Origin of the sequence: Faecalicatena contorta (assembly GCF_003149105.1) — a bacterium.
Taxonomy (GTDB): domain Bacteria; phylum Bacillota; class Clostridia; order Lachnospirales; family Lachnospiraceae; genus Muricomes; species Muricomes contortus_C.
Window position 1 is genome coordinate 17,877 of record NZ_QGDS01000022.1, and the last position, 22,790, is coordinate 40,666.

The 22,790-nt window shown below is 43.0% G+C and carries 21 protein-coding genes and 1 other annotated feature; all 21 genes read left to right on the plus strand.

The window, feature by feature from the left end; translation table 11 throughout:
* The first annotated feature begins 155 nt into the window (after window positions 1–155).
* The gene (locus A8805_RS20280) at window positions 156–1,127 is read left to right on the plus strand and encodes a thiamine pyrophosphate-dependent dehydrogenase E1 component subunit alpha (protein WP_109714537.1); all 972 of its coding nucleotides are present in this window, start codon (window positions 156–158) and stop codon (window positions 1,125–1,127) included.
* Between the two features lie 157 nt (window positions 1,128–1,284).
* Window positions 1,285–2,298 (plus strand): alpha-ketoacid dehydrogenase subunit beta, encoded by a 1,014-nt coding sequence (locus tag A8805_RS20285; RefSeq protein WP_109714538.1) that lies wholly within the window; start codon window positions 1,285–1,287, stop codon window positions 2,296–2,298.
* Between the two features lie 13 nt (window positions 2,299–2,311).
* Entirely contained in the window at window positions 2,312–3,226 is a 915-nt protein-coding gene (locus A8805_RS20290) for a class II fructose-bisphosphate aldolase (protein WP_109714539.1), read from the plus strand.
* 14 nt (window positions 3,227–3,240) lie between these two features.
* Window positions 3,241–4,527, plus strand: coding sequence for a dihydrolipoamide acetyltransferase family protein (locus A8805_RS20295; protein WP_109714540.1), 1,287 nt, complete (start codon window positions 3,241–3,243; stop codon window positions 4,525–4,527).
* A 68-nt stretch (window positions 4,528–4,595) separates the two neighbouring features.
* Complete coding sequence (gene lpdA / locus A8805_RS20300; RefSeq protein ID WP_109714541.1) at window positions 4,596–5,975, plus strand: dihydrolipoyl dehydrogenase; 1,380 nt, start codon at window positions 4,596–4,598, stop codon at window positions 5,973–5,975.
* 66 nt (window positions 5,976–6,041) lie between these two features.
* Entirely contained in the window at window positions 6,042–7,592 is a 1,551-nt protein-coding gene (locus A8805_RS20305; protein ID WP_109714542.1) for an FGGY-family carbohydrate kinase, read from the plus strand.
* On the plus strand, window positions 7,582–8,583 hold the full coding sequence (locus tag A8805_RS20310) for a lipoate--protein ligase (protein ID WP_109714543.1): 1,002 nt from the start codon (window positions 7,582–7,584) through the stop codon (window positions 8,581–8,583). Before A8805_RS20305 ends, A8805_RS20310 begins: the two co-directional genes overlap by 11 nt.
* Before the next feature lie 101 nt (window positions 8,584–8,684).
* Window positions 8,685–10,445, plus strand: coding sequence for a dihydroxyacetone kinase subunit DhaL (gene dhaL / locus A8805_RS20315; protein ID WP_109714544.1), 1,761 nt, complete (start codon window positions 8,685–8,687; stop codon window positions 10,443–10,445).
* A gap of 117 nt (window positions 10,446–10,562) precedes the next feature.
* Window positions 10,563–10,821: a binding site (T-box leader), on the plus strand.
* An 87-nt stretch (window positions 10,822–10,908) separates the two neighbouring features.
* Window positions 10,909–12,117 carry a tyrosine--tRNA ligase gene (gene tyrS, locus A8805_RS20325; RefSeq protein WP_109714545.1) on the plus strand — a complete coding sequence of 403 codons (1,209 nt, stop codon included), beginning with the start codon at window positions 10,909–10,911 and terminating at the stop codon, window positions 12,115–12,117.
* 441 nt (window positions 12,118–12,558) lie between these two features.
* Window positions 12,559–13,875: an ABC transporter substrate-binding protein gene (locus A8805_RS20330; protein ID WP_109714546.1), complete on the plus strand. Its 1,317-nt coding sequence runs from the start codon at window positions 12,559–12,561 to the stop codon at window positions 13,873–13,875.
* A 163-nt stretch (window positions 13,876–14,038) separates the two neighbouring features.
* Window positions 14,039–14,959, plus strand: a complete 921-nt coding sequence (locus A8805_RS20335) for a carbohydrate ABC transporter permease (RefSeq protein ID WP_109714547.1) — start codon at window positions 14,039–14,041, stop codon at window positions 14,957–14,959.
* A 2-nt stretch (window positions 14,960–14,961) separates the two neighbouring features.
* Window positions 14,962–15,798, plus strand: a complete 837-nt coding sequence (locus tag A8805_RS20340; protein WP_109714548.1) for a carbohydrate ABC transporter permease — start codon at window positions 14,962–14,964, stop codon at window positions 15,796–15,798.
* 37 nt (window positions 15,799–15,835) lie between these two features.
* Window positions 15,836–17,149 carry an ADP-dependent glucokinase/phosphofructokinase gene (locus A8805_RS20345; protein WP_109714549.1) on the plus strand — a complete coding sequence of 438 codons (1,314 nt, stop codon included), beginning with the start codon at window positions 15,836–15,838 and terminating at the stop codon, window positions 17,147–17,149.
* Window positions 17,150–17,316: 167 nt separating this feature from the next.
* Window positions 17,317–18,183, plus strand: a complete 867-nt coding sequence (locus tag A8805_RS20350; RefSeq protein ID WP_109714550.1) for a ketose-bisphosphate aldolase — start codon at window positions 17,317–17,319, stop codon at window positions 18,181–18,183.
* Between the two features lie 49 nt (window positions 18,184–18,232).
* The gene (locus tag A8805_RS20355; RefSeq protein WP_109714551.1) at window positions 18,233–19,081 is read left to right on the plus strand and encodes a MurR/RpiR family transcriptional regulator; all 849 of its coding nucleotides are present in this window, start codon (window positions 18,233–18,235) and stop codon (window positions 19,079–19,081) included.
* A gap of 118 nt (window positions 19,082–19,199) precedes the next feature.
* Window positions 19,200–19,886, plus strand: coding sequence for a D-lyxose/D-mannose family sugar isomerase (locus A8805_RS20360; RefSeq protein WP_109714552.1), 687 nt, complete (start codon window positions 19,200–19,202; stop codon window positions 19,884–19,886).
* Window positions 19,887–20,279: 393 nt separating this feature from the next.
* Window positions 20,280–20,873, plus strand: a complete 594-nt coding sequence (locus tag A8805_RS20365) for a type IV toxin-antitoxin system AbiEi family antitoxin domain-containing protein (RefSeq protein ID WP_109714553.1) — start codon at window positions 20,280–20,282, stop codon at window positions 20,871–20,873.
* A gap of 62 nt (window positions 20,874–20,935) precedes the next feature.
* The gene (locus A8805_RS20370) at window positions 20,936–21,172 is read left to right on the plus strand and encodes an AtpZ/AtpI family protein (protein ID WP_242992519.1); all 237 of its coding nucleotides are present in this window, start codon (window positions 20,936–20,938) and stop codon (window positions 21,170–21,172) included.
* A 72-nt stretch (window positions 21,173–21,244) separates the two neighbouring features.
* A complete protein-coding gene (locus tag A8805_RS20375; RefSeq protein WP_109714554.1) occupies window positions 21,245–21,616 on the plus strand; it encodes an ATP synthase subunit I in 372 nt (123 codons plus the stop codon).
* 25 nt (window positions 21,617–21,641) lie between these two features.
* On the plus strand, window positions 21,642–22,331 hold the full coding sequence (locus tag A8805_RS20380) for a F0F1 ATP synthase subunit A (protein WP_146199466.1): 690 nt from the start codon (window positions 21,642–21,644) through the stop codon (window positions 22,329–22,331).
* A 143-nt stretch (window positions 22,332–22,474) separates the two neighbouring features.
* The gene (gene atpE, locus A8805_RS20385; protein WP_109714556.1) at window positions 22,475–22,747 is read left to right on the plus strand and encodes an ATP synthase F0 subunit C; all 273 of its coding nucleotides are present in this window, start codon (window positions 22,475–22,477) and stop codon (window positions 22,745–22,747) included.
* Window positions 22,748–22,790: the final 43 nt, after the last annotated feature.

Sequence of the window (22,790 nt, forward strand, 5' to 3'; positions counted from 1 at the left end):
AAAATAGAAATAAATGTGTGAAAACGAACAATAATAGAGGTAAATATATTTCAATTCGAACATTGCAGAGGGGCGGAAATGTTGAAAGTATAACTTTTTAAAGCTACAATAAACATATAAATTTAAGAACACTTTTTATGAAGGAGAGAAGGAAGATGATGAAGATGCCTGAGAAAGAACGGGCGCTGGGTATGTATAGAGATATGTACCTGATACGCCAGTATGAAGAGACTATTTATTACCTGTTTCTGGAAGGGATTATGCCGGGAACAATTCATCAGTCCCATGGGCAGGAAGCATGTGCGGTTGGGATGATATATGATCTGGGAAAGGAGGATTATATTCTTACAACCCACCGTCCGGCAGGACATGACCTTGCCAAGGGTGTGACCCTGCGGTCCATGATGTGTGAAATGTTCGGAAAGGCGGAAGGCTGCTGCAAAGGAAAAGGCGGAGCTATGCATACCGGTGACATTTCTGTAGGGGCAATTACAGCCAATGCCATCGTAGGAGGAAATCTTCCTATAGCAGCAGGCGTGGCGCTTCGCTGCAAAATGTTAAAGACTGACAATGTGGCAGTGTGTTTCTTTGGCGATGGAGCCAGCAATGAAGGGGCTTTTCACGAAGCCTTGAATGCCGCAGCAGTATGGAAGCTTCCAGTAGTTTATGTATGTGAGAATAACCTGTACTCGGCGACCACGTCGATTAAGATGACATGCAATCTGGAGGATGTGGCGGCAGGAAGAGCCTGTGCCTATGACATTCCGGGCGAGGTGGTTGACGGCAATGATGTACTGGCGGTAAATGAGGCGGCGCAAAGGGCAATTGAACGTGCCAGAAAAGGAGAAGGTCCGACCATTCTGGAGTTGAAGACCTATCGGATTGGCGGGCATTCCAGAAATGATGCTTGCGGATACCGTACAAAAGAAGAGGAACAGGAATGGTTTTCCAGAGATCCGATTCAGTCTTTTAGAAAACGTATCCTTGAGGAAGCGGTTGCTTCGGAAGAGGAGCTGGTAAAGGTAGAAGAGGCCGTTATGGCGGAAATTGAAGCAGAGGTGGAATACGCTCAGAACAGCAAGGATCCGGAACCGGAAGCTGCGCTTAGAAATGTATATTGGGAGTAATTGTTCAGTACAGAACTGTGCATTTACTGCACAGGGCCTGTGAAAACGTGGAACATGTGATAGCAAGCCCCATCGCCAAAAGCGATTTTCATGGGCTTGCGACATATCTGTTCATGGTTGTGAGCAGATATGTATATTGGGAAGGAGGAAATGCATAATGGCGGAGATGTCAATTGCAGATGCTTTAAAGCAAGCAATCAAAGAAGAAATGAGAAGAGATAAAACTGTCTTCTGTATTGGAGAAGATGAGGATATCGACGGCGGAATGGGCGGGGCCTTTACCGTTACAAAGGGGTTGACGGAAGAGTTTGGCCCGGAGCGGGTAGTGAACACCCCTATTTCAGAAATCTTAATCGGCGGTGTGTGTGTAGGTGCCGGGATTACAGGGATGCGCCCGGTAGCAGACCTTCAGTATGGAGACTTTTTATTCTGTATGATGGACCAGATTGTAAATCAGGCGGCCAAAATGTGTTATATGTCCGGCGGAACGGTACACGTACCTATGGTTTTAAGGGCACCCTGCGGAGCAAGCAATCGAGGCGCACAGCATGCACAGAGTCTGGAAAGTTATTTTACTCATGTACCTGGATTGAAAGTAATCTGCCCATCTACCCCCTATGATGCAAAAGGTATGATGAAGCAGGCTATTCGGGATGACAACCCGGTGCTTGTGTTTGAGCATAAGTTGCTGTACGGCAGTAAGAGAAAAGAAAAAGATGCAATCAAGGCTTCGGGAGAAGTGCCGGATGAAGATTACACAGTAGAATTTGGAAAAGCGGTAATCCGGAGGGAAGGAAAAGATGTTACAATTGTGGCAAACCTTCTGATGAGCTACCGGGCACAGGAAGCGGCACAACTTTTGGAGGCGGAAGGAATTAGCTGTGAGGTTATTGACCCAAGAAGTCTGCTGCCCTTTGACTATGAGACAGTAGAAAAATCTGTGAAGAAAACAGGGAAACTATTAATTGTACATGAAGATACTTATACGAATGGATGGGGAGCTCAGGTAGCATCTCATTTTGCAGAATTTAATATCTTTGACTTGGATGCACCGATTAAGGTTGTAGCAGCTTATGACACACCGACACCGTTCGCTTCTCCAATGGAGGATTTTGTGATTCCATCCACCAAACGGATTACAGATACAGCACGCGAACTGGCAAAATTCTAGGAGGGTACGCATTATGAGCAGAGTGAAAGTAAAAGAATTAATGGAACATGCATTAAAACACAAGTATGCAGTAGGATATTTTGAAAGCTGGAACCTGGAATCTACTCTTGCTATGGTAAGAGCTGCCGAGAACATGAAGTCTCCTATCATGATCGGAGTATGCGGAACTTACATAGGAGAACCTAAAAGAGCTTATAAAGAGAGCGTTACAGTGTATCAGGCTATGCTCGCCAAGATTGCGGAGGAAGCAAGTGTGCCGGTAGCTTTACTGCTCAATGAATCTGATGATGAAGAGATGGTCATACAGGCAGCGCAAGTTGGATTTGATATGGTTATGTTTGCACCTGTATTTGCATCGGAAGCCCTTCCTCTTCAGGAGCTGACACAGATTCAAAAGAGAATTGTGGAGAAGGCTCATGCGAAGGGAGTTGCTGTGGAGGGTGAAGTAGGAGAACTTCCGCTTTTTAACTCAGAGACAGGAAAATTACATGAAGGTGAGGATACTGACCCGGAAATCTGCCGCCAATTTGTAGAAGAAACCGGCATTGATACGGTAGCCGTGGCGGTAGGAAACTGCCATTTGAAAGAGGATGGAATGGTAACTCTTAATTTTGACTCCTTGCGGAATCTGGCGGAGAAAATAGATATACCGCTGGTACTTCACGGTGGAACCAGTATTTCCCATGAAGATTTATCTAAAGCGGCGGAGATGGGGGTTGCAAAGGTCAACTTCGGAACGGGAATGAAGAGAGTGGCTTTGAATACCATGAAAGCATATTTTACAGAACATGATGTGGACAAGATGGATCCCAATGATGTGCTTGGCCGCGGCGGGGATAAGGATATTATGGTGCGGGAACAGGAGGCGGTAATCCGTTATGTGGAAGACACCATTAAAGCGTTAAATGGTGAAAATAAAGCATTTTAAGGTGGTGTAAGAGAATGATAAAAGAGATAACCATGCCTGCAGGCGGGCAGACAACCGATACTTCTACCGTGGGCACCTGGCTGGTGAAAAAGGGAGATAAGGTAAAACGCGGGGATATGCTGCTGGAGATTGAGACGGATAAAGCAACTCTTACAGTAGAGAGCTTCGCAAAAGGAACCGTACTTGCGCTTCTGGTAGAAGAAGGAGACCGGGTATCTGCGGGAAAGGTCATAGCCTATATCGGAGATGAGAGCGATCTGCCGGAAGTGGAAGCAAAATTAGGCAGAAAAGCTGATGTTCAGGCAGATGTACAAATCCAAAAAGAAGAAAGTCCGGACACCGGACGGGAGGAAGCTCCTCAGCGGGAAGAGTATCAGCCCATTGACAAAAAAGCATCTGCCTTGTATACACCAGCTCCCGCCAGGGAAGAAACAGGTCCGGCACTGTCAGATATAAAAGCAATGCCCAATGCAAAATTACTTGCAAGAGAAGAGGGAATATCCCTGGAAGCTGTTGCAGCGTATGTAAAAAAGGATATCTTGAAACGCCAGGATGTGGAGAAGTATATGGACGATGGGGCGCCGGCAAAATCAACTGGTGCAAAACCGGACAAAGCAGACGCTTCCTATACGGAAGTTCCATTGAGTCAAATGCGTAAAACAATTGCCCGCAGAATGCTGGAAAGTACTCAGAACATTCCGTCATTCCAGGCAACCGTAGAGGTGAAAATGGAGCAGTGCATCACGCTGCGGAAGATGATAAATGATAACAAAGAAGGAAAAAAAGTATCTTATAATGATATTTTGTTTAAGTGTATTGAGGCGGCGATCCGAAAATATCCATATGTAAATGCATCGTATACAGATACAGCAATCCTTTTGCATCATAATGTGAATATCGGCCTTGCAGTATCGGTAGATGCAGGTCTCGTAGTACCTGTAGTGAAACAGGTAAATAAGAAAACCATTGCACAGATATCTGAGGTAAATCAGCAAAATATTGGAAAGGCGAGAGAAGGCAGTCTGCTGGCGGATGAAATGTCCGGAGGAACCATTACATTATCAAATCTTGGCATGTATCCAATTACACAGTTCAATGCAATTATCAATCCTCCGGAGGTATGTATTCTTGCGGTGGGTGCTGCCGAAGAAAAACCAGAGTTCATAGACGGGCAATGGAAGACGGTGCAGGTAATGAAGATTACGGGGAGCTTTGACCACAGAGTAGTGGATGGTGCGTATGGGGCAGAGTTCCTGACAGAGTTGAAACGGATAATTGAAAGTCCGGCATTGGCTCTGTGACCGAAAGCAACCTGGCGAATCTGAGCAAGAGAGAAGGATGAGCTGGTAAAGTAACTACATTATGACGAATGGAGATGATGACAGTGAATGAGCAGAGTTATGATGTAATTGTAGTAGGAGGCGGACCGGGGGGATATACGGCCGCAATTTCTGCTGCTAAAGAAGGACTGTCGGTATTGTTGTTTGAAGGGGAATATATAGGCGGAACCTGTCTGAATGTAGGGTGTATCCCCACGAAATATCTTCTCGACAAGGCTGCGGCCCTTGAAAAAATACGGGCACTTGCGGATCAGCATATATTAAAAGAGGCCGGGTTCTTTAGTTTTGAGAAGATACAGACGGGCAGAGAGGCTGTGGTTAAGAAGTTGACAGGCGGCGTGGAATATCTTCTGAAAGCAAACAAGGTGACAGTGATAAAGAAATTTGCCCGGGTAAAGGCGGCGGGCGAAGTGGTGTGTGACGGTGTGACCTATATGGGAAAAGATATCGTTATAGCCACAGGAGCTGTTCCTTTGTCTATACCAATACCCGGTGCAGAATACACCATTACAAGCACATCAGCCCTGGCTTTGGAACAGGTGCCGGAAAAATTGGTTGTAATCGGCGGGGGAGTCATTGGGATGGAACTGGCCAGTGCCTTTTGCTCTTATGGTTCTCGGGTAACAGTGATAGAAGTACTGCCGAAGCTGTTTCCGGGAGAGGAGGAGGCGGCAGTTTCCTACATGACAAAAGAATTGAAGAAACGGGATATCCATATTTTGTGCGGCACAAGGGTGAAATCTATAGGACGGGCGGAAGATTATTATCAAGTTACATACGAGGGAGAAAAAAATGGTGTGGCAGATGCAGATGTGGTTCTGATGGCTACCGGAAGAAAAGCAAATTTGGAAGGCATTGATGCCTGTATTGCACTCAACACAAAAGGGGAGATTGAAGTAAACGAATATATGCAGACCAGTATTCCCCATATTTATGCTATCGGAGATGCGGCAGGCGGATACCAATTGGCCCACGCTGCTTACGCTGAAGCAGAAACGGCGGTGAATCACATTCTTGGTAAAGCTGAACCTGTAAATCTGGATATCATGCCCCGCTGTATCTATACAACGCCTCCCTATGCGGCAGTGGGAATCAGTATAGCACAAGCGCAGGAGAAGGGTATTAAGACGGTATCTGGGGAGTTCTCCTATATGGGGAACGGGATGGCTCTGGCTGAGGGGGCACAAGGTATGGTGCGTGTAATTATGGACAGGGAAAAACAGACAACGCTGGGAGTTCAGATTGTAGGGGAGTGTGCACCTGAGATGATTGCGTTTGCCTCTGCAGCAGTAAAAGATAAGATGACACTAAAGCAATGGCAGCAAATGATTGTCGTCCATCCCTCCCTGTCGGAGATGATAAAAGAAGCGGCTCTTGACTGCTTTGGGAAGAGTGTTCATAGAGCGTAAGGAAACACCCATGTCACTAAGGCTTGAAAAAACCAAGCCTAAGTTACATAAGCAGGAGGAAGGATTATGGGAAGTTATATGATTGGCCTGGATTACGGTACGGGCGGAGGCAAGGCATGTATCATTGATGAGAATGCGGATGTATTGGCATATTCCTTTCAGGAATATCCTATCTATGTAGATAAACCATCCTGGTCGGAGCATGATGCGGAAAATTACTGGACACTGGCCTGTGAGACAATTAAGGATTGCCTGAAAAGGGCGAAAGTAGATCCGAAAGAGGTCCGTGCAATTGGAATTTCTTCCGCACAGCCTTGCCTGGTTATGGTGGATGAAGGCTGTAACCCGATTAACCGGGCTTACAACCTGATGGACCGGAGGGCTGTTGCAGAAGTGGAATGGCTGCGGGAGAACATCGGTGTGGATAAGATTTTTCAGATTAACGGGAACCGTATTGAGGACTATCCGACAATGGTAAATATCATGTGGGAGAAAAATAACCGGCCGGAAGATTACAAGAGGATATGGAAAACACTGACGATTGATGGTTTTGTAAGGCTTCGTATGACCGGTGTTGCAGCAATGAGCTATTCCCACGGCGGATTCTGGGGTGTTGCATATGATATCCGTAAAAAAGAATTTGATAAAGAGCTGATGGAAAAACTGGGGATTGATATGGCGCTTATGCCCGAATTATATCCTTGTGAGCATATCGTAGGAGAGGTTACGGAAAAAGCTGCGAAGGAGCTGGGTCTGGTGCCGGGGATACCAGTGTGTGCGGGACAGGTGGATTGTAATGCGGGATTCGTAGGCGGCGGAGCAATTACCCCTGGTGACGTTCAGATTAATCTTGGCACATGCGGCGTTATGGGGGTTGTAAATGACAGTGAAGAGTTCATTGACCTTGTATGTAATGACGCATATACAACCAATTCCTGTAATGATTTCATATCTATAGCAGTTGTGTTAACAGGAGGGCAGGTGCTCAGATACATCAGGGACAACTTCTGCCAGATGGAGCATGAGACGGCGAAACTCATGGCAGATATGGATGTTTATGACCTTATGAACAAAGAAGCAGAAAAAATTCCGGCAGGAAGTGAGGGACTGATTGTTCTTCCCTATCTCATGGGAGAAAGAACGGTCCTTTGGGATGCATATGCAAGAGGGACTATATTCGGCCTGTCTCTGCATCATACAAAAGGGCATATGATTCGGGCAATGATGGAGGGGGTTGCGTATGCACTGTATGACAACTACCGCCTTATGCAGGAAAAGGGAATCAAGGCAAATGCACCGATTATTCTGAATGAAGGCGGGGCAAAAAGTAAACTCTGGAGAAGAATTATCACAGATGTATTTAATGTCCCAACGGCATTTGTGGAAAACCGGGTAGGTGCTCCTTTTGGAGATGCAATTCTTGCGGGAGTGTCTGCAGGGGTATTTAAAGATTTCTCTATTGCTAAAGAAAAGGTGAAATATATTGATTACATGGAACCGGACCAGGCAACCCATGAGCGTTATATGGAATATTTCCAGATATACCGTAACTTGTACAAACATTTAAAAGAAGATTTTACAGAACTATATAAGGTGGCGAAAAAGTATGAAAAATAATTATTTGTTTATCAATGCTTCTGTAGATCCTTATTATAATCTTGCGTTGGAGGAATATCTGCTGACTCATTATATGGAAGGAACCATTATGATGCTTTGGCAGAATGAGAATACGATTGTAGTAGGTCGTCATCAGAATGCAATGGAAGAGATTAATCAAAAATATGTAAAAGAGCATGGTATCCGTGTAGTTAGAAGAACAACAGGCGGGGGTGCAGTATATCACGACCTGGGAAACCTTAATTATTCATTTATTACCAACAGGAATGGGGAAGAAGCGGAAGAGATGAAACGGCTTGTTGTTCCCATTGTCGATACCCTGTGCCAATTAGGTGCCCAGGCATCCTTTAACGGAAGAAATGATATTGTAATTGATGGTAAAAAAGTGTCGGGGACAGCTCAGAGGGTACATAAAAACCGTATACTCCACCATGGATGTATCTTGTTTGATTCAGACTTGTCTGTGGTGGCAAAAAGCTTGAATGTCAGAAGTGAGAAATTTCATTCAAAGGCAGTGAAATCAGTGAAGGGACGAGTTGGGAATGTTGTGGACTTCCTGCCATCCCCTGTCAGTATCGAAAAATTCAAACAATGTCTGGTACATACGTTTATGGAAGAAGACCCTTATACGCTTTTGGAATTTTCCGAAAGGGAACAGCGGGAAATACAAAAGCTCAGAGATGAAAAGTATGCGGTTTGGGAATGGACTTACGGACACCCAATCCAATATACAGTTCATAATTATAAAAAGTATGACGGCGGTACGGTAGAGGTATATATGCGTGTGGACCATGGACGGATAGAGGAATGTCTGATGTATGGAGACTTTATGGCGCTGCGGCCCGCATCTGATGTAGCACAGCGGCTGACAGGATGCAGATATCATTACACGGAAGTGCTGAATATATTGGAGGAATTCAAAATATCAGAATACTTCGGAAGCATAGGTGCGGAAGAAGTGTCTGCATGTATATGCTGTGTGGCGGGATAAAATGAAAAACATACATATATCTTCCTAAAGAATATTTTACAGGCAAAGAATGTGATTTGTGGTACAATGATTATAAAAAGTCCCGGAAAAGAGGTATGGCGATGCGGAAAATTATCAATCATGCGGACAATGTAGTAAAAGAGATGCTGGAGGGCTATGTCAGCGCCTACAGCAGATATTACCGGAAGCATCCGAATGTAAACGGTGTGATTTTAAAGCAGAGAAGGAAGGGGAAGGTTGCCCTGGTCATTGGAGGCGGGAGCGGACATGAGCCTATGTTCTCCGGCTTTGTGGGGAAAGGGCTTGCAGATGCGGCAGCCTGCGGGAATATCTTTGCCTCTCCTGATCCCAACACGGTATATGAGACGGCGAAAGCCGTGGAGGAAGGCCAGGGAGTCCTTTTCGTATATGGATGTTATGCAGGGGATAACCTGAACTTTGATATGGGGGAAGAGATGCTCCAGGAAGAAGGCATACAGACAGCCCATATACGGGTGTGGGATGATGTTGCCAGTGCGCCCGGGGACAGAATCGAAGACCGCCGGGGGATTGCGGGAGATGTCTTTGTGGTAAAGATTGCCGGGGCAGCCTGTGACGTGGGCCTGAACCTTGCAGATGTTATAAGAATAACGGAAAAGGCAAGGGACAATACGAAGACCATCGGTGTTGCAACTGCATCCGCCCAGCTTCCGGGATTGGAGAAGCCAATCTTTGAGCTGGGGGAAAATGAGATTGAGTACGGAATGGGCCTGCACGGAGAACGGGGAGTGCTGCGGACCCAGTGGCAGAGCGCAGATGTGCTGGCAGAAAAAATGTACGGTGAAATTAAGAAGGATACAGACCTGAAGGAGGGGGATGAGGTATGTGTATTAGTTAATGGGTTAGGCTCTACTACGATTACAGAGCTTGCCATTGTTTACCGTAAGGTCAGCGAACTGCTGGAGCGGGATGGAATAAAGGTTTATGATGCAGACTTGAACAATTACTGCACAAGCCAGGAAATGGGCGGATTTTCCATTACATTGTTCCAATTAGATGAAGAGCTGAAGCAATACTACGATATGCCTTGTTATAGCCCCTATTATGCAAAAGGAGAGCTGACAGGAAGTTCTTATGATACCGAAACAGAAGAATACGGCGGGGAGATATCATCTGGTATTTCAAAACCTGAAGAGCTGGATGATGAAGTGGTATCAGAGCCTTGTGTACCCAGGAAGGGAAAAGGAGTTCTGACGGAGCTGGGTGCAGAAGATGTTCGGGGAATGCTTCTGTATGTAGCGGACAAGATTAGAGCAAAAAAACCGTATTTGACCGAAATAGACAGCGCCATCGGTGACGGGGACCACGGCATCGGAATGGCAGGGGGAATGAAAAAAGCGAAAGAAAAGCTGCAGCAGATGAAAGGGGAGCAGAATGCTTATGTGGTGTTCGAGGCAGCAGGGAAAGCTATGCTCATGTCAATGGGAGGGGCATCGGGAGTTATTTTCGGGAGTCTTTATTTAGCAGGGGCGAAGGAAATGGAAGCGAAGGCGGCTCTGACTGCAGAAGATCTGGCAAAGATGGAGCGCAAGAGCCTGTCTGCAATTAAGGAGAGAGGAAAAGCCGAAGTTGGAGACAAGACAATGGTGGATGCCTTGGAGCCTGCTGTAGCAGCTATGGAAAAGAATTATAGGAAAGGGCTGCTTGAAATGTTGAAGGCGGCTGAGGAAGCGGCAAGGCAGGGTGTGGAAGAAACAAAGAAATACACTGCAAAGTTCGGACGCGCGAAATCCTTGATGGAGAGGGCAATTGGATACCAGGATGCCGGAGCAACTTCGGTGTGGCTGATTTTTCAGGGGATGAGAGAATATATAGAAGGGTAGAAACATCTTCGGGGGCTTGACAATTCTTTTGTCTCCGCTTATAATATCAGATAATTTAATATCCGCATAACGAAGATTTGTGGAGATATCTGCATTTCGGAGTATAAGATCAATAAATGAAAAGCTATGATAAGAAAAAGTAGTAACCTGTACCGCATACAGAAAGTTGCCGGATGATGAGAGGCGCGTGGCTGGCTGGTTATGAATACCTCTTTGAGCTTCACACCGAACACTTTTCCGGTAGGCTGTGACGGATTCCTGCACACGTTATAGTGCATAGAGTATAACCATTATCATGGCGTACTTGATAAGGCGGACAATGTAAATTGTCCGTAAACGTAAGGTGGTAACACGGGAGTTTGCTCTCGTCCTTCATTCAGAAGGGCGAGAGCTTTTTTATTTCTCCATCTTATAGACCTTGCTTGTATTAAATAACTATTTAATATTAGAAGGAGAGATTTAAATGAAGAGTGTCGAAGAACAATTGCGTATCATTGTAAAAGGAGTCAGTAAGCTGGTAGATGAGGATGAACTAAGGAGCAAGCTGACAGAATCCATCAAAAACAACCGTCCCCTCACGATTAAACTGGGGCTGGACCCGAGCGCGCCGGATATCCATTTGGGTCATGCCGTTGTATTACGGAAAATCAAACAAATGCAGGATTTAGGACACGAAGCTGTAATTATCATCGGTGACTTTACTGGGAAAATAGGGGATCCATCGGGCAAATCTAAAGGTCGTAATGCTTTGACCGATAAGCAGGTTAAGGAGAATGCCCGGACATATTTTGAGCAAATATTTAAAGTGTTGGACAAAGAAAAGACAACTGTCCGCTATAATAGTGAATGGCTCAGTGATCTGAATTTTAAGGATGTCCTCAGATTAGCAGCTACAACCACGGTAGCCAGAATGATGGAACGGGACGATTTTCAGAATCGTTTCACCAATAATATCCCTATAGGTATTCATGAGTTTTTTTACCCATTGATGCAAGCGTATGATTCCATCGAGTTAAAAGCAGATATTGAACTAGGTGGCACCGATCAGACCTTTAACATCCTGATGGGCAGAACTTTACAGAAAACAATGGGGCAGGCTCAGCAGGTTGCCATGTTTATGCCTTTGTTGGAGGGATTGGACGGAGTGGAGAAAATGAGTAAGAGCCTTGGAAACTATATTGGGGTCTATGAATCTGCTGAGGTGATGTTCAAAAAAGTTATGGAGATCCCCGACAAGCTGATTGTGAAATACTTTGAGCTGGCTACAGATGAGCATCCAAACCACATAGAAATTATCAAACAAGAGCTGGATGAAGGTAAAAACCCGAGGGATATTAAATATTTTTTAGCTGAAATTATTACCCGCCTATATCATACAGAAGAGGAGGTTGCTTCGGCAAAAGAATACTATGATACTGCTTTCGGCAAAAAAGCGATTCCAGAACAGATACCAGAGCTTACGGTGAAAACACAAAGCCGCTTAATCGAAATCATTCCATTGCTTGTGGAGAATGGATTCATAAAAAGTAACGGGGAGTTCCGGCGTCTGATTCAGCAAAATGGTGTACAGCTCAATCAAAAAAAGCTGGAGGATATGGAGACCGTTTTAAGTGATGGTGATGTGCTGAAAATTGGCAAAAAACGCTTCGTTAAAATTGTTTCGGAAATATAATATCAACAATTCGTAAAACGGATGAGGTTTACTTCGTTCTACTATTAAAGTAAAAAAATGGATAGTTCCCGCGCATTTGCGGGAACTATCCATTTTTTGCTCCATCTTTTTGCAAGTTTTTACCTGTACTTTATCTCTGGAGAATTCATAATATGTTGAAAAAAGGTATAAATTGATGAAATAAAATTACGCGTACGTGTAAAATTATTACATTTAGGTTAATTTTGCATAGAAAAAAATATCTATTTTAAGCTTTTATATTAAAAATCACAAAAGAGTATTGACAATATGAAAAAATATTTTATAATGATGTTATATAAATAGCACAAGTGATTGCGTTAAAATAGGGTTAAAGTTATTAAAATAAACCAAATATGACAAGGTTTAAGAAGAAAAGAGCGCAAATCACTAAAAAAAATTTCATTACAAGGAGGAAGTTTTATGAAGTTCAGAACAGTTATGAAAAAGACAGTTTCTGTGGTGGCTGCCGGGACGATGGTGTTGTCATTAGCTGCATGCGGCACCAAGGACAGCGGTGATGCGAAAGAAAAGGATAATGGTGACAGTGGAAGCGGCGATGGTGTTACATTGGAATTTCAGCAGTGGTGGGGCGTTGAACTTCCTGATGGTGCCCTGGCAGAAATCTGCGAGAAGTTTACAGAGGATACAGGCATTACGATTGAATTGCTGAGCAATCCATATGCTGATACAAAGACTCAGATTGCATCTGGTGCCGCGGCAGGAACTATGGCCGATGTGGTAGGGCTTGACGGTTCCTGGGTATATGATTTTGCAAAGCAGGGTTCTATTGCAAATCTGACAGAGCTTATGAAAGAAAGTGGATATGATGACAGTCAGTTATCCGATCAGATTAAGTATGAAGGAAATACATATATGATTCCAGTTGTGAACTTTGCATATCCCATGTATGTCAATATGGATATTCTGGAAGCAGCAGGCGTTTCTGAACTGCCGGCAACACGGACTGAATTTATTGATGCCTGTAAGAAGGTGAAAGCATATGATGACAATATTGCAGGGTGGGCGATTCCGTTATCAACAGAATCACCAAGCGGAATCCAGAATCAGTTTATGAGCTGGGTGTGGGCATCTGGTGGTTCTATGCTAAAGGACGGTAAACCAAATCTGACAGACAATACGGATATGGAAAAGGCAGTTGAGTTTGTAAAACAACTGAACGATGAAGGGGTCATTGCAAAAGGTGCTTATGCAATGAAAGAAGCGGATATGGTTGAAGAGTTTACAAACGGACGGGTTGCATTTATGACAGACGGTGTGTCTCATCTTTCAACAATTAAAAAAGAAGCGCCGGATCTCAACGTAGACTTTATGAAGCTTCCGGTAGAGGATGGCTACACAGGTGAGAGCGGAATGGACGTTGCAAACTGGGGAATTGGTATTGCAGAGAATTGTGAAAACAAAAAGGAAGCAATGCAGTTTGTAGAATATCTTATGGGCCCGGAAGTAAATGCAGAGCTGTCAGTGCTGGCAAATGCATTTCCTGGAAATTCTAAAGCACAGCCTGACTATTCTGAATCAGACGAGTTGTTTAAAAAGGCATATGAATTGTTCAAAGAATGTTATGCAATTAATGAATTTACGGGACTTCCCACATCGGAGGAGTTGATGAGAGGTTTTGATGAGCAGTTGCAGTTATACTTGGATGGAGATACAGCTTCTGCTAAAGATATGCTGAAAGCAACGGATGAAGTCTGGAGCCCTGCATTTGGCCAGTAGTGCTTAATAAGGTATTGTCGAATTTAGCGCGAGGCCGTTCTTTGAGATTAGCGAGGTATTGACGAGCTTAGTGAAAAGAACTTCATTATAAGTATACAAATGGGTCTGTGTGTCAGGAATTTACAGACCCATTAATTTGAAAGAAAGGGGATGAAATAAGGTGATGAAAGGGAACGACAAGACCTCTTCGCGGTCAAAAAACAATCAGGCGGTTTTGAAGAAAAAATTGATGCCGTATGCATACCTTGCACCGACCATTATTTTAATGGTTGTCCTGCTGATTGTGCCGATCGTTATGGTGATTCAATATTCTTTCTATGATAATGTCATCATCAATAAAAATCCGGTTTTTGTTGGTCTGGAGAATTTTAAAAAGATTTTGTCAGATTCCACATTTTATGTAGCTGTTAAAAACACATTATTCTTTGTTGCTGTAAGTGTGATTGCACATTTAATCATTGGTATGTTTTTTGCTATGTTATTGAATACCAGATATCTGGGAGATAAAACGAAAGGCATATTCAGAGTAATTTATGCGCTGCCGTGGATGTTTACCGCTTCCGTTATTGCGATCTTATGGAAGATGATGCTGAACCCTAATGGTGTTATTAATTATCTGCTTCAGTATGTACAGTTGACAGGCGAGAGTATTGAATGGCTGGGTTCCAGGCAGTTTGCGCTGCTTGCAGTAACATTTATCAATATATGGTCTGGGTATCCCTTTTATATGATTAGTATACTGGCTGGGCTGCAGGGGATTTCTACTGATTTATATGAGGCATCTGCGCTTGATGGGGCAAACAGCATTCAGACGTTTTTTAGGATTACGATTCCGCAGTTAAGCCCCATTTTAATTAGTCTTATCATGTTAGATTTTGTATGGACAATACAGCAGTTTGCATTGATTTGGATGACGACCGGAGGCGGACCGATTAATGCCACTGAGATGGTAAGTACATATATTTATAAACAGGGATTTAGTAAATATCAGTATTCTATGGCTTCGGCGAGTGCGGTCATACTGTTGATTGTATGTACAATCATAGCAATCTTCTATGTCAGGCATCAGAAAGCGAGGGAGTGATTATGATTGGAAAGAAAAAATGGTGGGTAAAAGTGTTGATTGTCATCGGACTGCTTATGGGAGCTTTTTATGCGGCCTTTCCGGTTGTATGGATGATTTTAAATTCTTTTAAGCCCAATGTTGAGATTTTTGCCTCTCCTCCCGTATGGATTTCCAGGAGATTCAGCCTTGATGCATACAAAGCAATTTTTAGTAATCCGGAGCAGATTAGATTTTTTATTAATAGTTATGCAATTGCGATTACAGTAGTTGTCCTGACCTTAGTTATCGGTATTTTGTCAGCTTACGCTTTCAGCCGTTTTAAATTCAGAGGGAAAAATCTGATTAATACGGTGATAGTAAGTGTACAGGCGGTGCCCCCTATTGTCCTTCTCATCCCGTATTTGAGCCTGATTGTAACGGTCAGATTGTACAATACATATGGGGCGTTGATTTTGACTTACCTTATATTCACGCTGCCGTATGCAATCTTAATGCTGACAGGATATTTTAATACATTGCCCCAGGATTTGGACGAGGCGGTTATGATTGACGGAGGATCACGGTTCAAGGCGCTGTGGAGTGTTCTTGTACCCCCCGCGGTCCCCGGGCTTGTATCTGTAGGGATGTACACTTTTATGCAGGCGTGGAATGAATATTTATTTGCGCTGGCACTGACGAAAACAAATGAGATGCGTACCGTTCCGGTCGGAATTAACCTTCTGATGGGGCAGCACGCATATGAATGGAATCAGATGATGGCCATGAGCGTACTTGGTTCCCTTCCGGTATTATTGTTGTTCCTCTTCTTCCAGAGATACTTCATTGCAGGCATGACGGCAGGATCGGTAAAAAATTAAGTGCAGTACTTTTACATACTTGAAAGGGGGAACAAAAATGGATATAGAGCAAAAATATAAAAAAGTCTTTGAGGGGATGGAAGAAATCATCTCGGAAAGAGTAAAGAACAAGAAATATATGGCTATGGGATATACGAGCAATCTGGATATGCTCTGTGATTTTCAAGTGGAACGTTTGAATGGGCTTTTAAAGGAGTATATGCCGGATGCAAAGCTGTCGGATATGAGACCGGCCGGCAGCATTGTAACCATGCCGGATTTGCTTGAGACATTAGTGTACTATTGTTCAAATGGAATCGGCGGGGAAGTTGATGTGGAAAATACCGCTCTTGTAGAGGAAAGTTTTCAATTTGAGTTTGGAATGGGCGGGACGGCAGTTCAGGCCGCCCTGGCTCTTTCGGAATTGGGATGCCCTTCTCTGGTGCATCTTACGGATAACTCGAAAGAAGTTTGCGATATATTGAATACACCGTTTGTATATACAATAAATGAAGATGGCAGGCTTGTTCATACGGATAAAATTATTCAGACACAGGAACAGGAAGTTCATTTCATTATACAGTTTAAAAAGGGGGATAAAATAGATCTGGGACATCAGGAAATTGAAATTCCATGTTCAAACAGACTTATTTTGACGAAAGTTACAGTGAATAAATCGGTTCCATTTTCCATGCCGTACTTTCAATGGGTAGAGGAGAATGCAAGACAAGTGAGCAGTAATGTACTGTCCAGCTTTAATGTAATCCTGGATTCAGCCATATTGAAAGAACGCCTGGATTATGTAGAGCAGCATGTGAAAGTATACCGCAGGCATAATCCGGGCGGCATTGTGTATTTTGAAGATGCCCATTACCATGATGATACGGTGAGAAGGCTTTGTCTGGAGACAGTGTATTCTTGTGTCGATATTGTGAGCCTGAATGAAGAGGAGCTTAAATATACGCTGGAGATGTATAGGTTTCCGGCGGATATAGAGGATATTATTTCCTGCGTAAAAGGTGCAAAGTTTATTCGTGAAAAATTTGGAATACACAGAGGAGTCATTGTTCATACCAAAGACTACTCCATGTATGTGGGGGAACAGTTGGAAGCAGATATTGAGACCGGTCTTATATATGGAAATCTTTTAGCCACGGCAAAAGCGAGAAACGGGTGGTATGGAACAAGGGAACAGATAAAAGAGGTGCTGGGACTGGAATGCAGTTCAAAAGGAGTTGAAGGCGCCAGGAAGGTTGCAGAGAGTGAGTATGCTTCGGAAGTCGTTTTAGTTCCTTCTAAGTACATAGACAAACCGAAATATACAATTGGTTTAGGGGATTCATTCGTGGGTGGTGTTCAGATTTGCTTTTGACGTTACAAGAGATATAAAGTGGATTTACCTGCTTTATTCCCGCGAGCAATGAGCCGGGCGCAAGCGCGCTTGCATTTGGCGAATGCCGCGAGGGTCAAATACTCCGCTGCTTGCGGCGGTGTATTTGACTATAAACAAAAAAATTTTATCTATGGAGGAAGAAACTTATGTTAGTGAATATGAAAGAACTTTTAGCTGTAGCAAATGAAAATGATTTTGCAGTGCCTGCATTTAATATCAGCGACTATTCTATGTTTAATGGTATTATGCAGGCATCGGAGGAGAATAATGCTCCGGTAATTATTGCAATTCACCCCGATGAACTCAGCCATATAGGGACTGAGGTGATAAGGGCAATTATTGAAAAGGCAAATAAGACGTCAGTGCCAGTGTGCATACATCTTGATCATGGATCTTCTTTTGAACAGGTTATGACTGCAATACGGGCAGGTTTCACATCAGTTATGATTGATGGTTCCAGCCTTCCGTTGGAGAGGAATATTGAAGTGTGCAAAAAAGTGGCAGAAGCTGCACATGCAGTAAATGTATCTGTAGAAGGTGAGCTTGGGACAATTGGCTCCACAGATGCCGAGGCGGAGGCAGGGGCAAATGTTATTATTTATACCAACCCGGATCATGCGGTAAAGTTTGTGAAGGAATCTGGTGTGGACACATTGGCGATTGCGATAGGAACCTCTCATGGCATTTACCCCAAAGGTATGAAGCCGGAATTAAAACTAGATCTACTAAAGGAGATTAAAGGGAAAGTATCTATTCCGCTTGTTCTTCATGGAGGTTCTAATAACCCGGACACGGAAATTGGGGAAGCTGTAACGCTGGGTGTAAATAAAATTAACATTTCCAGTGACATTAAAGTAGCATATTATGATAAAATGAGAGAAATACTGGCTGACAAAGGGCTTAGAGAACCAAACACAATTCAGCCGCCATGCATCGCAGCGATGAAAAAAGTAGCATACCATAAGATTGAATTGTTCCAGGCAAATGGAAAGGCGGCCTTGTATTGCAAGTAGGAAAGTTCTCAGCCTCAATTTAGAATATAAGAAATAAAGAGGTGACAAAGTGAGTGATAATAATATTCTTGAAATGGCAGTGCTGGATAATATAAGAGCACATTATGACCGTATATTTTCGGCAGAGAAAAAGGTGGCGGATTTTATTTTGAAGAATCCACAGAAAACAGTTGATTCCAATGTTTCTGAATTGGCTAAGCTTAGCGGGGTGAGTGATGCGACAGTGGTTAGAATGTGCCATCACATAGGGTATAAAGGATATTATCAATTCCGTATTACTCTGGCGCAGGATTTGGGAAAGCAGCAATTCAGCGGCATTGCCATAACAGAGAGCAAAGATGCTGTGGAAAAGATATTTCATGAGTATGCAGAGGCGATGCTGGCCATTGGGAAAAGGATGGATGCCGGTGTTATGTGGAATTGTGTAAATTTGATAAAGACTTGTAAGCAGGCACACATTCTTGCCACCGGGAATACCAGTCCATTGGCACAGTATATGGGGTTCAGGCTTGGCAGGCTGGGGGTCAAGTGTACCTACAATGTGGCTCCGGAATATTTCATGAACCATGTGAATCTGGCTGATGAGGAAGATATCCTGATTGCAATATCCCAATCCGGAAGTTCCACACAGGTTATGCGGGGGCTGGAGCTTGGAAAAGAAAAGAACCTCAAAAGTATAGCTATTACGGCATTTGCCCAGTCACCGATTTCCGCACTTGCAGACTATGTTCTTCTGTCTGCCGGCAAGGAGGAGCCATTTAACTATTATAAAGGATATGCACACTTGAATGAAACAGCAGTCATTGATGCCTTGCTTAACTTTGTTACAAATGAAGAACTAATTAAAATAAAACATGCAGACAGGCCAGAAATTATACTGTCAGAATATAAGGTGTGACCGAAAGCAACTTAGCGAATCCAAGCGATAGCGAAGGATGAGGTTAGTGCGAGGTCGTTCCTTGAGCTTAGCGAGGTGTTATCGAGCTTAGGGAAAGGAACTTCATTAAGGAGTGAATATGAAGCGTTCAAGGATTAATCAGGTTATTAAGGACATGGAGACTCTGATAAAAGAGCATGGTTTTGAGATGCCGCCTTTCGCCCGGTGGACGGCGGAGGAATGGAATAGTATAGGGCATGAATATGATGAAATCCGTGATAACAAGCTGGGATGGGATATTACGGATTTCGGACTTGGAAAGTTTGATGAAGTGGGATTTTCCCTGTTTACTATAAGAAACGGAAATCCAAAATTAGATAAATATAAGAAAACATATGCGGAAAAGCTCCTGATGCTGTACGAGGGGCAAACGGCAGCAATGCATTTCCATGCAAGTAAGATGGAAGATATTATCAACAGAGGCGGAAACGATGTGTACATTACCGTTTACAATGGAACGAAGGACGAGGAGATGCTGGATACCGATGTAACAGTATACTCTGATGGAAGGCATACTATTGTTCCGGCAGGGACGAAAGTGCTTCTGAAGCCAGGTGAAAGTATTACCATTATGCCATATATGTATCATGATTTTATTGTGCCGGAGACTGGCGGCTCCGTTCTGTTGGGGGAGGTGTCTATGTGTAACGATGATGATAATGATAATTTCTTCTATAACAAGTCCATAGGACGTTTTCCTGAAATTGAGGAAGATGAGGCGCCTTACAGGCTGCTGTGTAATGAATATCCAAAGGCAGGGACATAAAGGGAAATTATTCGCTCTTGTTGAATAAGAATTAAAAGTGAGAAAATAAAAGACTTAAATCCGGATATTTATAGCAGGATTTAAGTCTTTTTCATATAATAAGAAACTGCGCGTTTCCTATTATATGAAAACCCTCCGGGGGATCGCACTGCGGCGTAAGTGGCAGATGTCGCTAGGCGACCGCTCCAGGCGCAAGAGTTTGCAAAGCAAACTCTTTATTCAATAATGGCAGTAAGCTTTTCAAAAGAGATATAACGTTTTACAGTGGGGGCATTAAGTGGATAACATTATAGAAAACATGTTAAGAACTTGTTAAAAATAAAGCCAGGCATTGACAATTATGCTTCGAATATATAATATTAAAGTATAAATGTCAAAAAAGAAGGTATTAAAATGAGTGGGGTTGGTAAGTTGGATGATTTGCTGAAATGCAGCAAGGGGGTAATTACTGCCAAGTTTGCAGCTGCCCATGGGGTCCATAGAGAATACTTGAGTGAATTTGTAAGGCAGGGAAAGCTAGAGAGAATTTCTCACGGTATCTACATCACACCTGATGTATGGGAAGATAAAATGCTAATTCTCCAGTTGCGAAAGGAGAAAATGATATATTCTCATGAAACAGCTTTATTTCTACATGGTCTAACAGACAAAAATCCAACGGTTTATTGTGTGACTGTTCCGGCAGGGTATCATACCAGCAAGTTACATCAAGAGGGATTGATTGTCCATACTGTGAAAAAGGAATTTCTGGAACTGGGTATTTGTATTAAACAAACCATTTTCGGAAATGATGTGAAGACATATAATATGGAACGAAGTATTTGTGATATTTTGAGAGACAGACATAATCGGGACATTACAGTTATGTCGAATGCTTTAAAAAGATATGTCAAAAAACAGGATAAGGATCTGGAACAGCTTATGAAGTGTGCAAGTTTTTTAAGAGTTGAAAAGGTTCTGCGAAGTTATTTAGACGTACTTCTTTGAATATATTGTCCTATTAAGTCGCATTTAGGACGCTACATTTTTGAGGAAAGGAGGAAACTGGCTTGAGTGAGCAGCAGGATGAGGACAAAGAACCAAAGAATCATGAAACTTTGCGAGCCTTAGCTTACTTTTCTCAGATAGGAATAACTCTAGCGGCAACGATACTTACAGGCGTCTTATTGGGCAAGTTCCTAGACGACTTGCTTGGCACAACCCCTTGGTTATTGTTGGTTTTTTCCTTGTTAGGCGTAGGTGCAGCAATCAAGAGCCTGTTTAATACGCCGAAGGATAAAAAGTGAAAAAATCTTCAGTCTTTATCTGAGGCCCCAATGGATATATAAATAAAAAGATAATTCGAGGGGAGGAGTATTATGAAGCTGTCGCGTTTAGCGAAGCGTATGATTATTACAATATTGGCCATATCATTAATCTGTATTCTGGGTTCAGCAATCTATTATCGTTCTCGGGAGTTTCTCCCATTTATGTTCGGTGTATTCTTAGGTTCAATCGTCAGTATTTTCAAAGTATTTCTTTTGGAGCGGGCTGTGGATATAGCCCTGTCAATGGAAGAAAAACGCGCTGGAAACTATGTTAATCTCCAGCATCTGTTGAGGCTTCTTATTTCCGGTGCCGTGTTGATGTTAGGTGCACTTGTGTCTCAGATTAGTTTGTGGGGAGTGGCGGCTGGAATATTAGCCTTCCAGCTCGCTGTGTACAACGTTAAATTCATCTCAAAAAAGTAAGTAAAAATTTAGTAGAAGTCAGGTGGTGATTTATTTAGTGAATTTAAACATCGATAATATTTGGGTGTTAAATATTGCGGGTGTTGAAGTATGGATTACAGAAACAATTGTGAATACATGGCTTATTATGTTTGTTCTTATTGTATTTGCAGTGATAGCACATGTTAAACTTCGTAATTTTAAAACGGTTCCAACAGGATTTCAAAATGTAACAGAAATAATGGTAGAGACATTTGATAACTTTGCCAGAAACACGTTAGGGGAAAAGCTCTCCTATGTAGCACCTTGGTTTTTCATGGTATTTGCATTTGTTCTTTCGTCTAGTTTGTTCAGCGTTTTCGGAGTAAGAGCCCCTACGGCAGATTGGGCAACTACTTTCGCCCTGGCCCTTGCCAGTTTCACACTTATGCTCTTTATGGGATTTAAGCATCGTAAAGGTGAATATCTGAAGAGCTTCTTTGAACCACATTTTATATTCTTTCCATTGAATTTTATAGGAGAATTGGCGAAGCCGGTCTCATTGAGTTTTCGACTCTTTGGGAATATGCTTTCCGGTACGATTATTCTGACACTCTATTATGGACTGACACCACTATTTGTTCAGTTCGGCATCCCTTCATTGTTGCATGCATTCTTTGATGTGGTATTTGGAGCGTTACAAACCTATATCTTTGTCATCATCAGCCTCATGTATGTCAGAGGCGCAGCAGAATAACATATTATATTTCTTGAACGACTAATGTTCAAGAAGGTATACAATACAAAATAGAATACTGTACAGCGTGAAACAGGCATTGTGTAAGAAACACATAATGCTATAAAAATAAAAAATAGAAGAAGTGATTGGAGGAAATTATTATGGAAATATTAGGAACTGTTATTGCTGTAGCCCATATCGCAGCTGCGCTTGCACTTATGAACGGGCTGTTCACTACGTTTGGACAGGCGAAAATCGCCGCACAGGCTATCGAATCAATAGGCAGGCAGCCGGAAGCTGCCGATTCTATCCGAAGCGTTATGTTTGTTGGTTTAGCTATGGCTGAGACATCTGGTATCTACGGTCTTTTGATTGCTATCATCATGTTATTCGCAAATCCTCTAGTAAATATTTTGATTAACTACATCGGTTAACAGTGGATGGAAGAACTTGATAAAAGACAGAGGAAAGGAGGTC

What these genes read in the sequence shown, in the direction of transcription:
- A8805_RS20365 (WP_109714553.1), top strand. Translation starts at nt 20,280, where the DNA reads ATGAGTGGGGTTGGTAAGTTGGATGATTTGCTGAAATGCAGCAAGGGG.
- lpdA (WP_109714541.1), top strand. Translation starts at nt 4,596, where the DNA reads ATGGAGATGATGACAGTGAATGAGCAGAGTTATGATGTAATTGTAGTA.
- A8805_RS20335 (WP_109714547.1), top strand. Translation starts at nt 14,039, where the DNA reads ATGAAAGGGAACGACAAGACCTCTTCGCGGTCAAAAAACAATCAGGCG.
- A8805_RS20350 (WP_109714550.1), top strand. Translation starts at nt 17,317, where the DNA reads ATGTTAGTGAATATGAAAGAACTTTTAGCTGTAGCAAATGAAAATGAT.
- dhaL (WP_109714544.1), top strand. Translation starts at nt 8,685, where the DNA reads ATGCGGAAAATTATCAATCATGCGGACAATGTAGTAAAAGAGATGCTG.
- A8805_RS20310 (WP_109714543.1), top strand. Translation starts at nt 7,582, where the DNA reads ATGAAAAATAATTATTTGTTTATCAATGCTTCTGTAGATCCTTATTAT.
- A8805_RS20330 (WP_109714546.1), top strand. Translation starts at nt 12,559, where the DNA reads ATGAAGTTCAGAACAGTTATGAAAAAGACAGTTTCTGTGGTGGCTGCC.
- tyrS (WP_109714545.1), top strand. Translation starts at nt 10,909, where the DNA reads ATGAAGAGTGTCGAAGAACAATTGCGTATCATTGTAAAAGGAGTCAGT.
- A8805_RS20375 (WP_109714554.1), top strand. Translation starts at nt 21,245, where the DNA reads ATGAAGCTGTCGCGTTTAGCGAAGCGTATGATTATTACAATATTGGCC.
- A8805_RS20360 (WP_109714552.1), top strand. Translation starts at nt 19,200, where the DNA reads ATGAAGCGTTCAAGGATTAATCAGGTTATTAAGGACATGGAGACTCTG.
- A8805_RS20295 (WP_109714540.1), top strand. Translation starts at nt 3,241, where the DNA reads ATGATAAAAGAGATAACCATGCCTGCAGGCGGGCAGACAACCGATACT.
- A8805_RS20340 (WP_109714548.1), top strand. Translation starts at nt 14,962, where the DNA reads ATGATTGGAAAGAAAAAATGGTGGGTAAAAGTGTTGATTGTCATCGGA.
- A8805_RS20285 (WP_109714538.1), top strand. Translation starts at nt 1,285, where the DNA reads ATGGCGGAGATGTCAATTGCAGATGCTTTAAAGCAAGCAATCAAAGAA.
- A8805_RS20290 (WP_109714539.1), top strand. Translation starts at nt 2,312, where the DNA reads ATGAGCAGAGTGAAAGTAAAAGAATTAATGGAACATGCATTAAAACAC.
- A8805_RS20305 (WP_109714542.1), top strand. Translation starts at nt 6,042, where the DNA reads ATGGGAAGTTATATGATTGGCCTGGATTACGGTACGGGCGGAGGCAAG.
- atpE (WP_109714556.1), top strand. Translation starts at nt 22,475, where the DNA reads ATGGAAATATTAGGAACTGTTATTGCTGTAGCCCATATCGCAGCTGCG.
- A8805_RS20345 (WP_109714549.1), top strand. Translation starts at nt 15,836, where the DNA reads ATGGATATAGAGCAAAAATATAAAAAAGTCTTTGAGGGGATGGAAGAA.
- A8805_RS20280 (WP_109714537.1), top strand. Translation starts at nt 156, where the DNA reads ATGATGAAGATGCCTGAGAAAGAACGGGCGCTGGGTATGTATAGAGAT.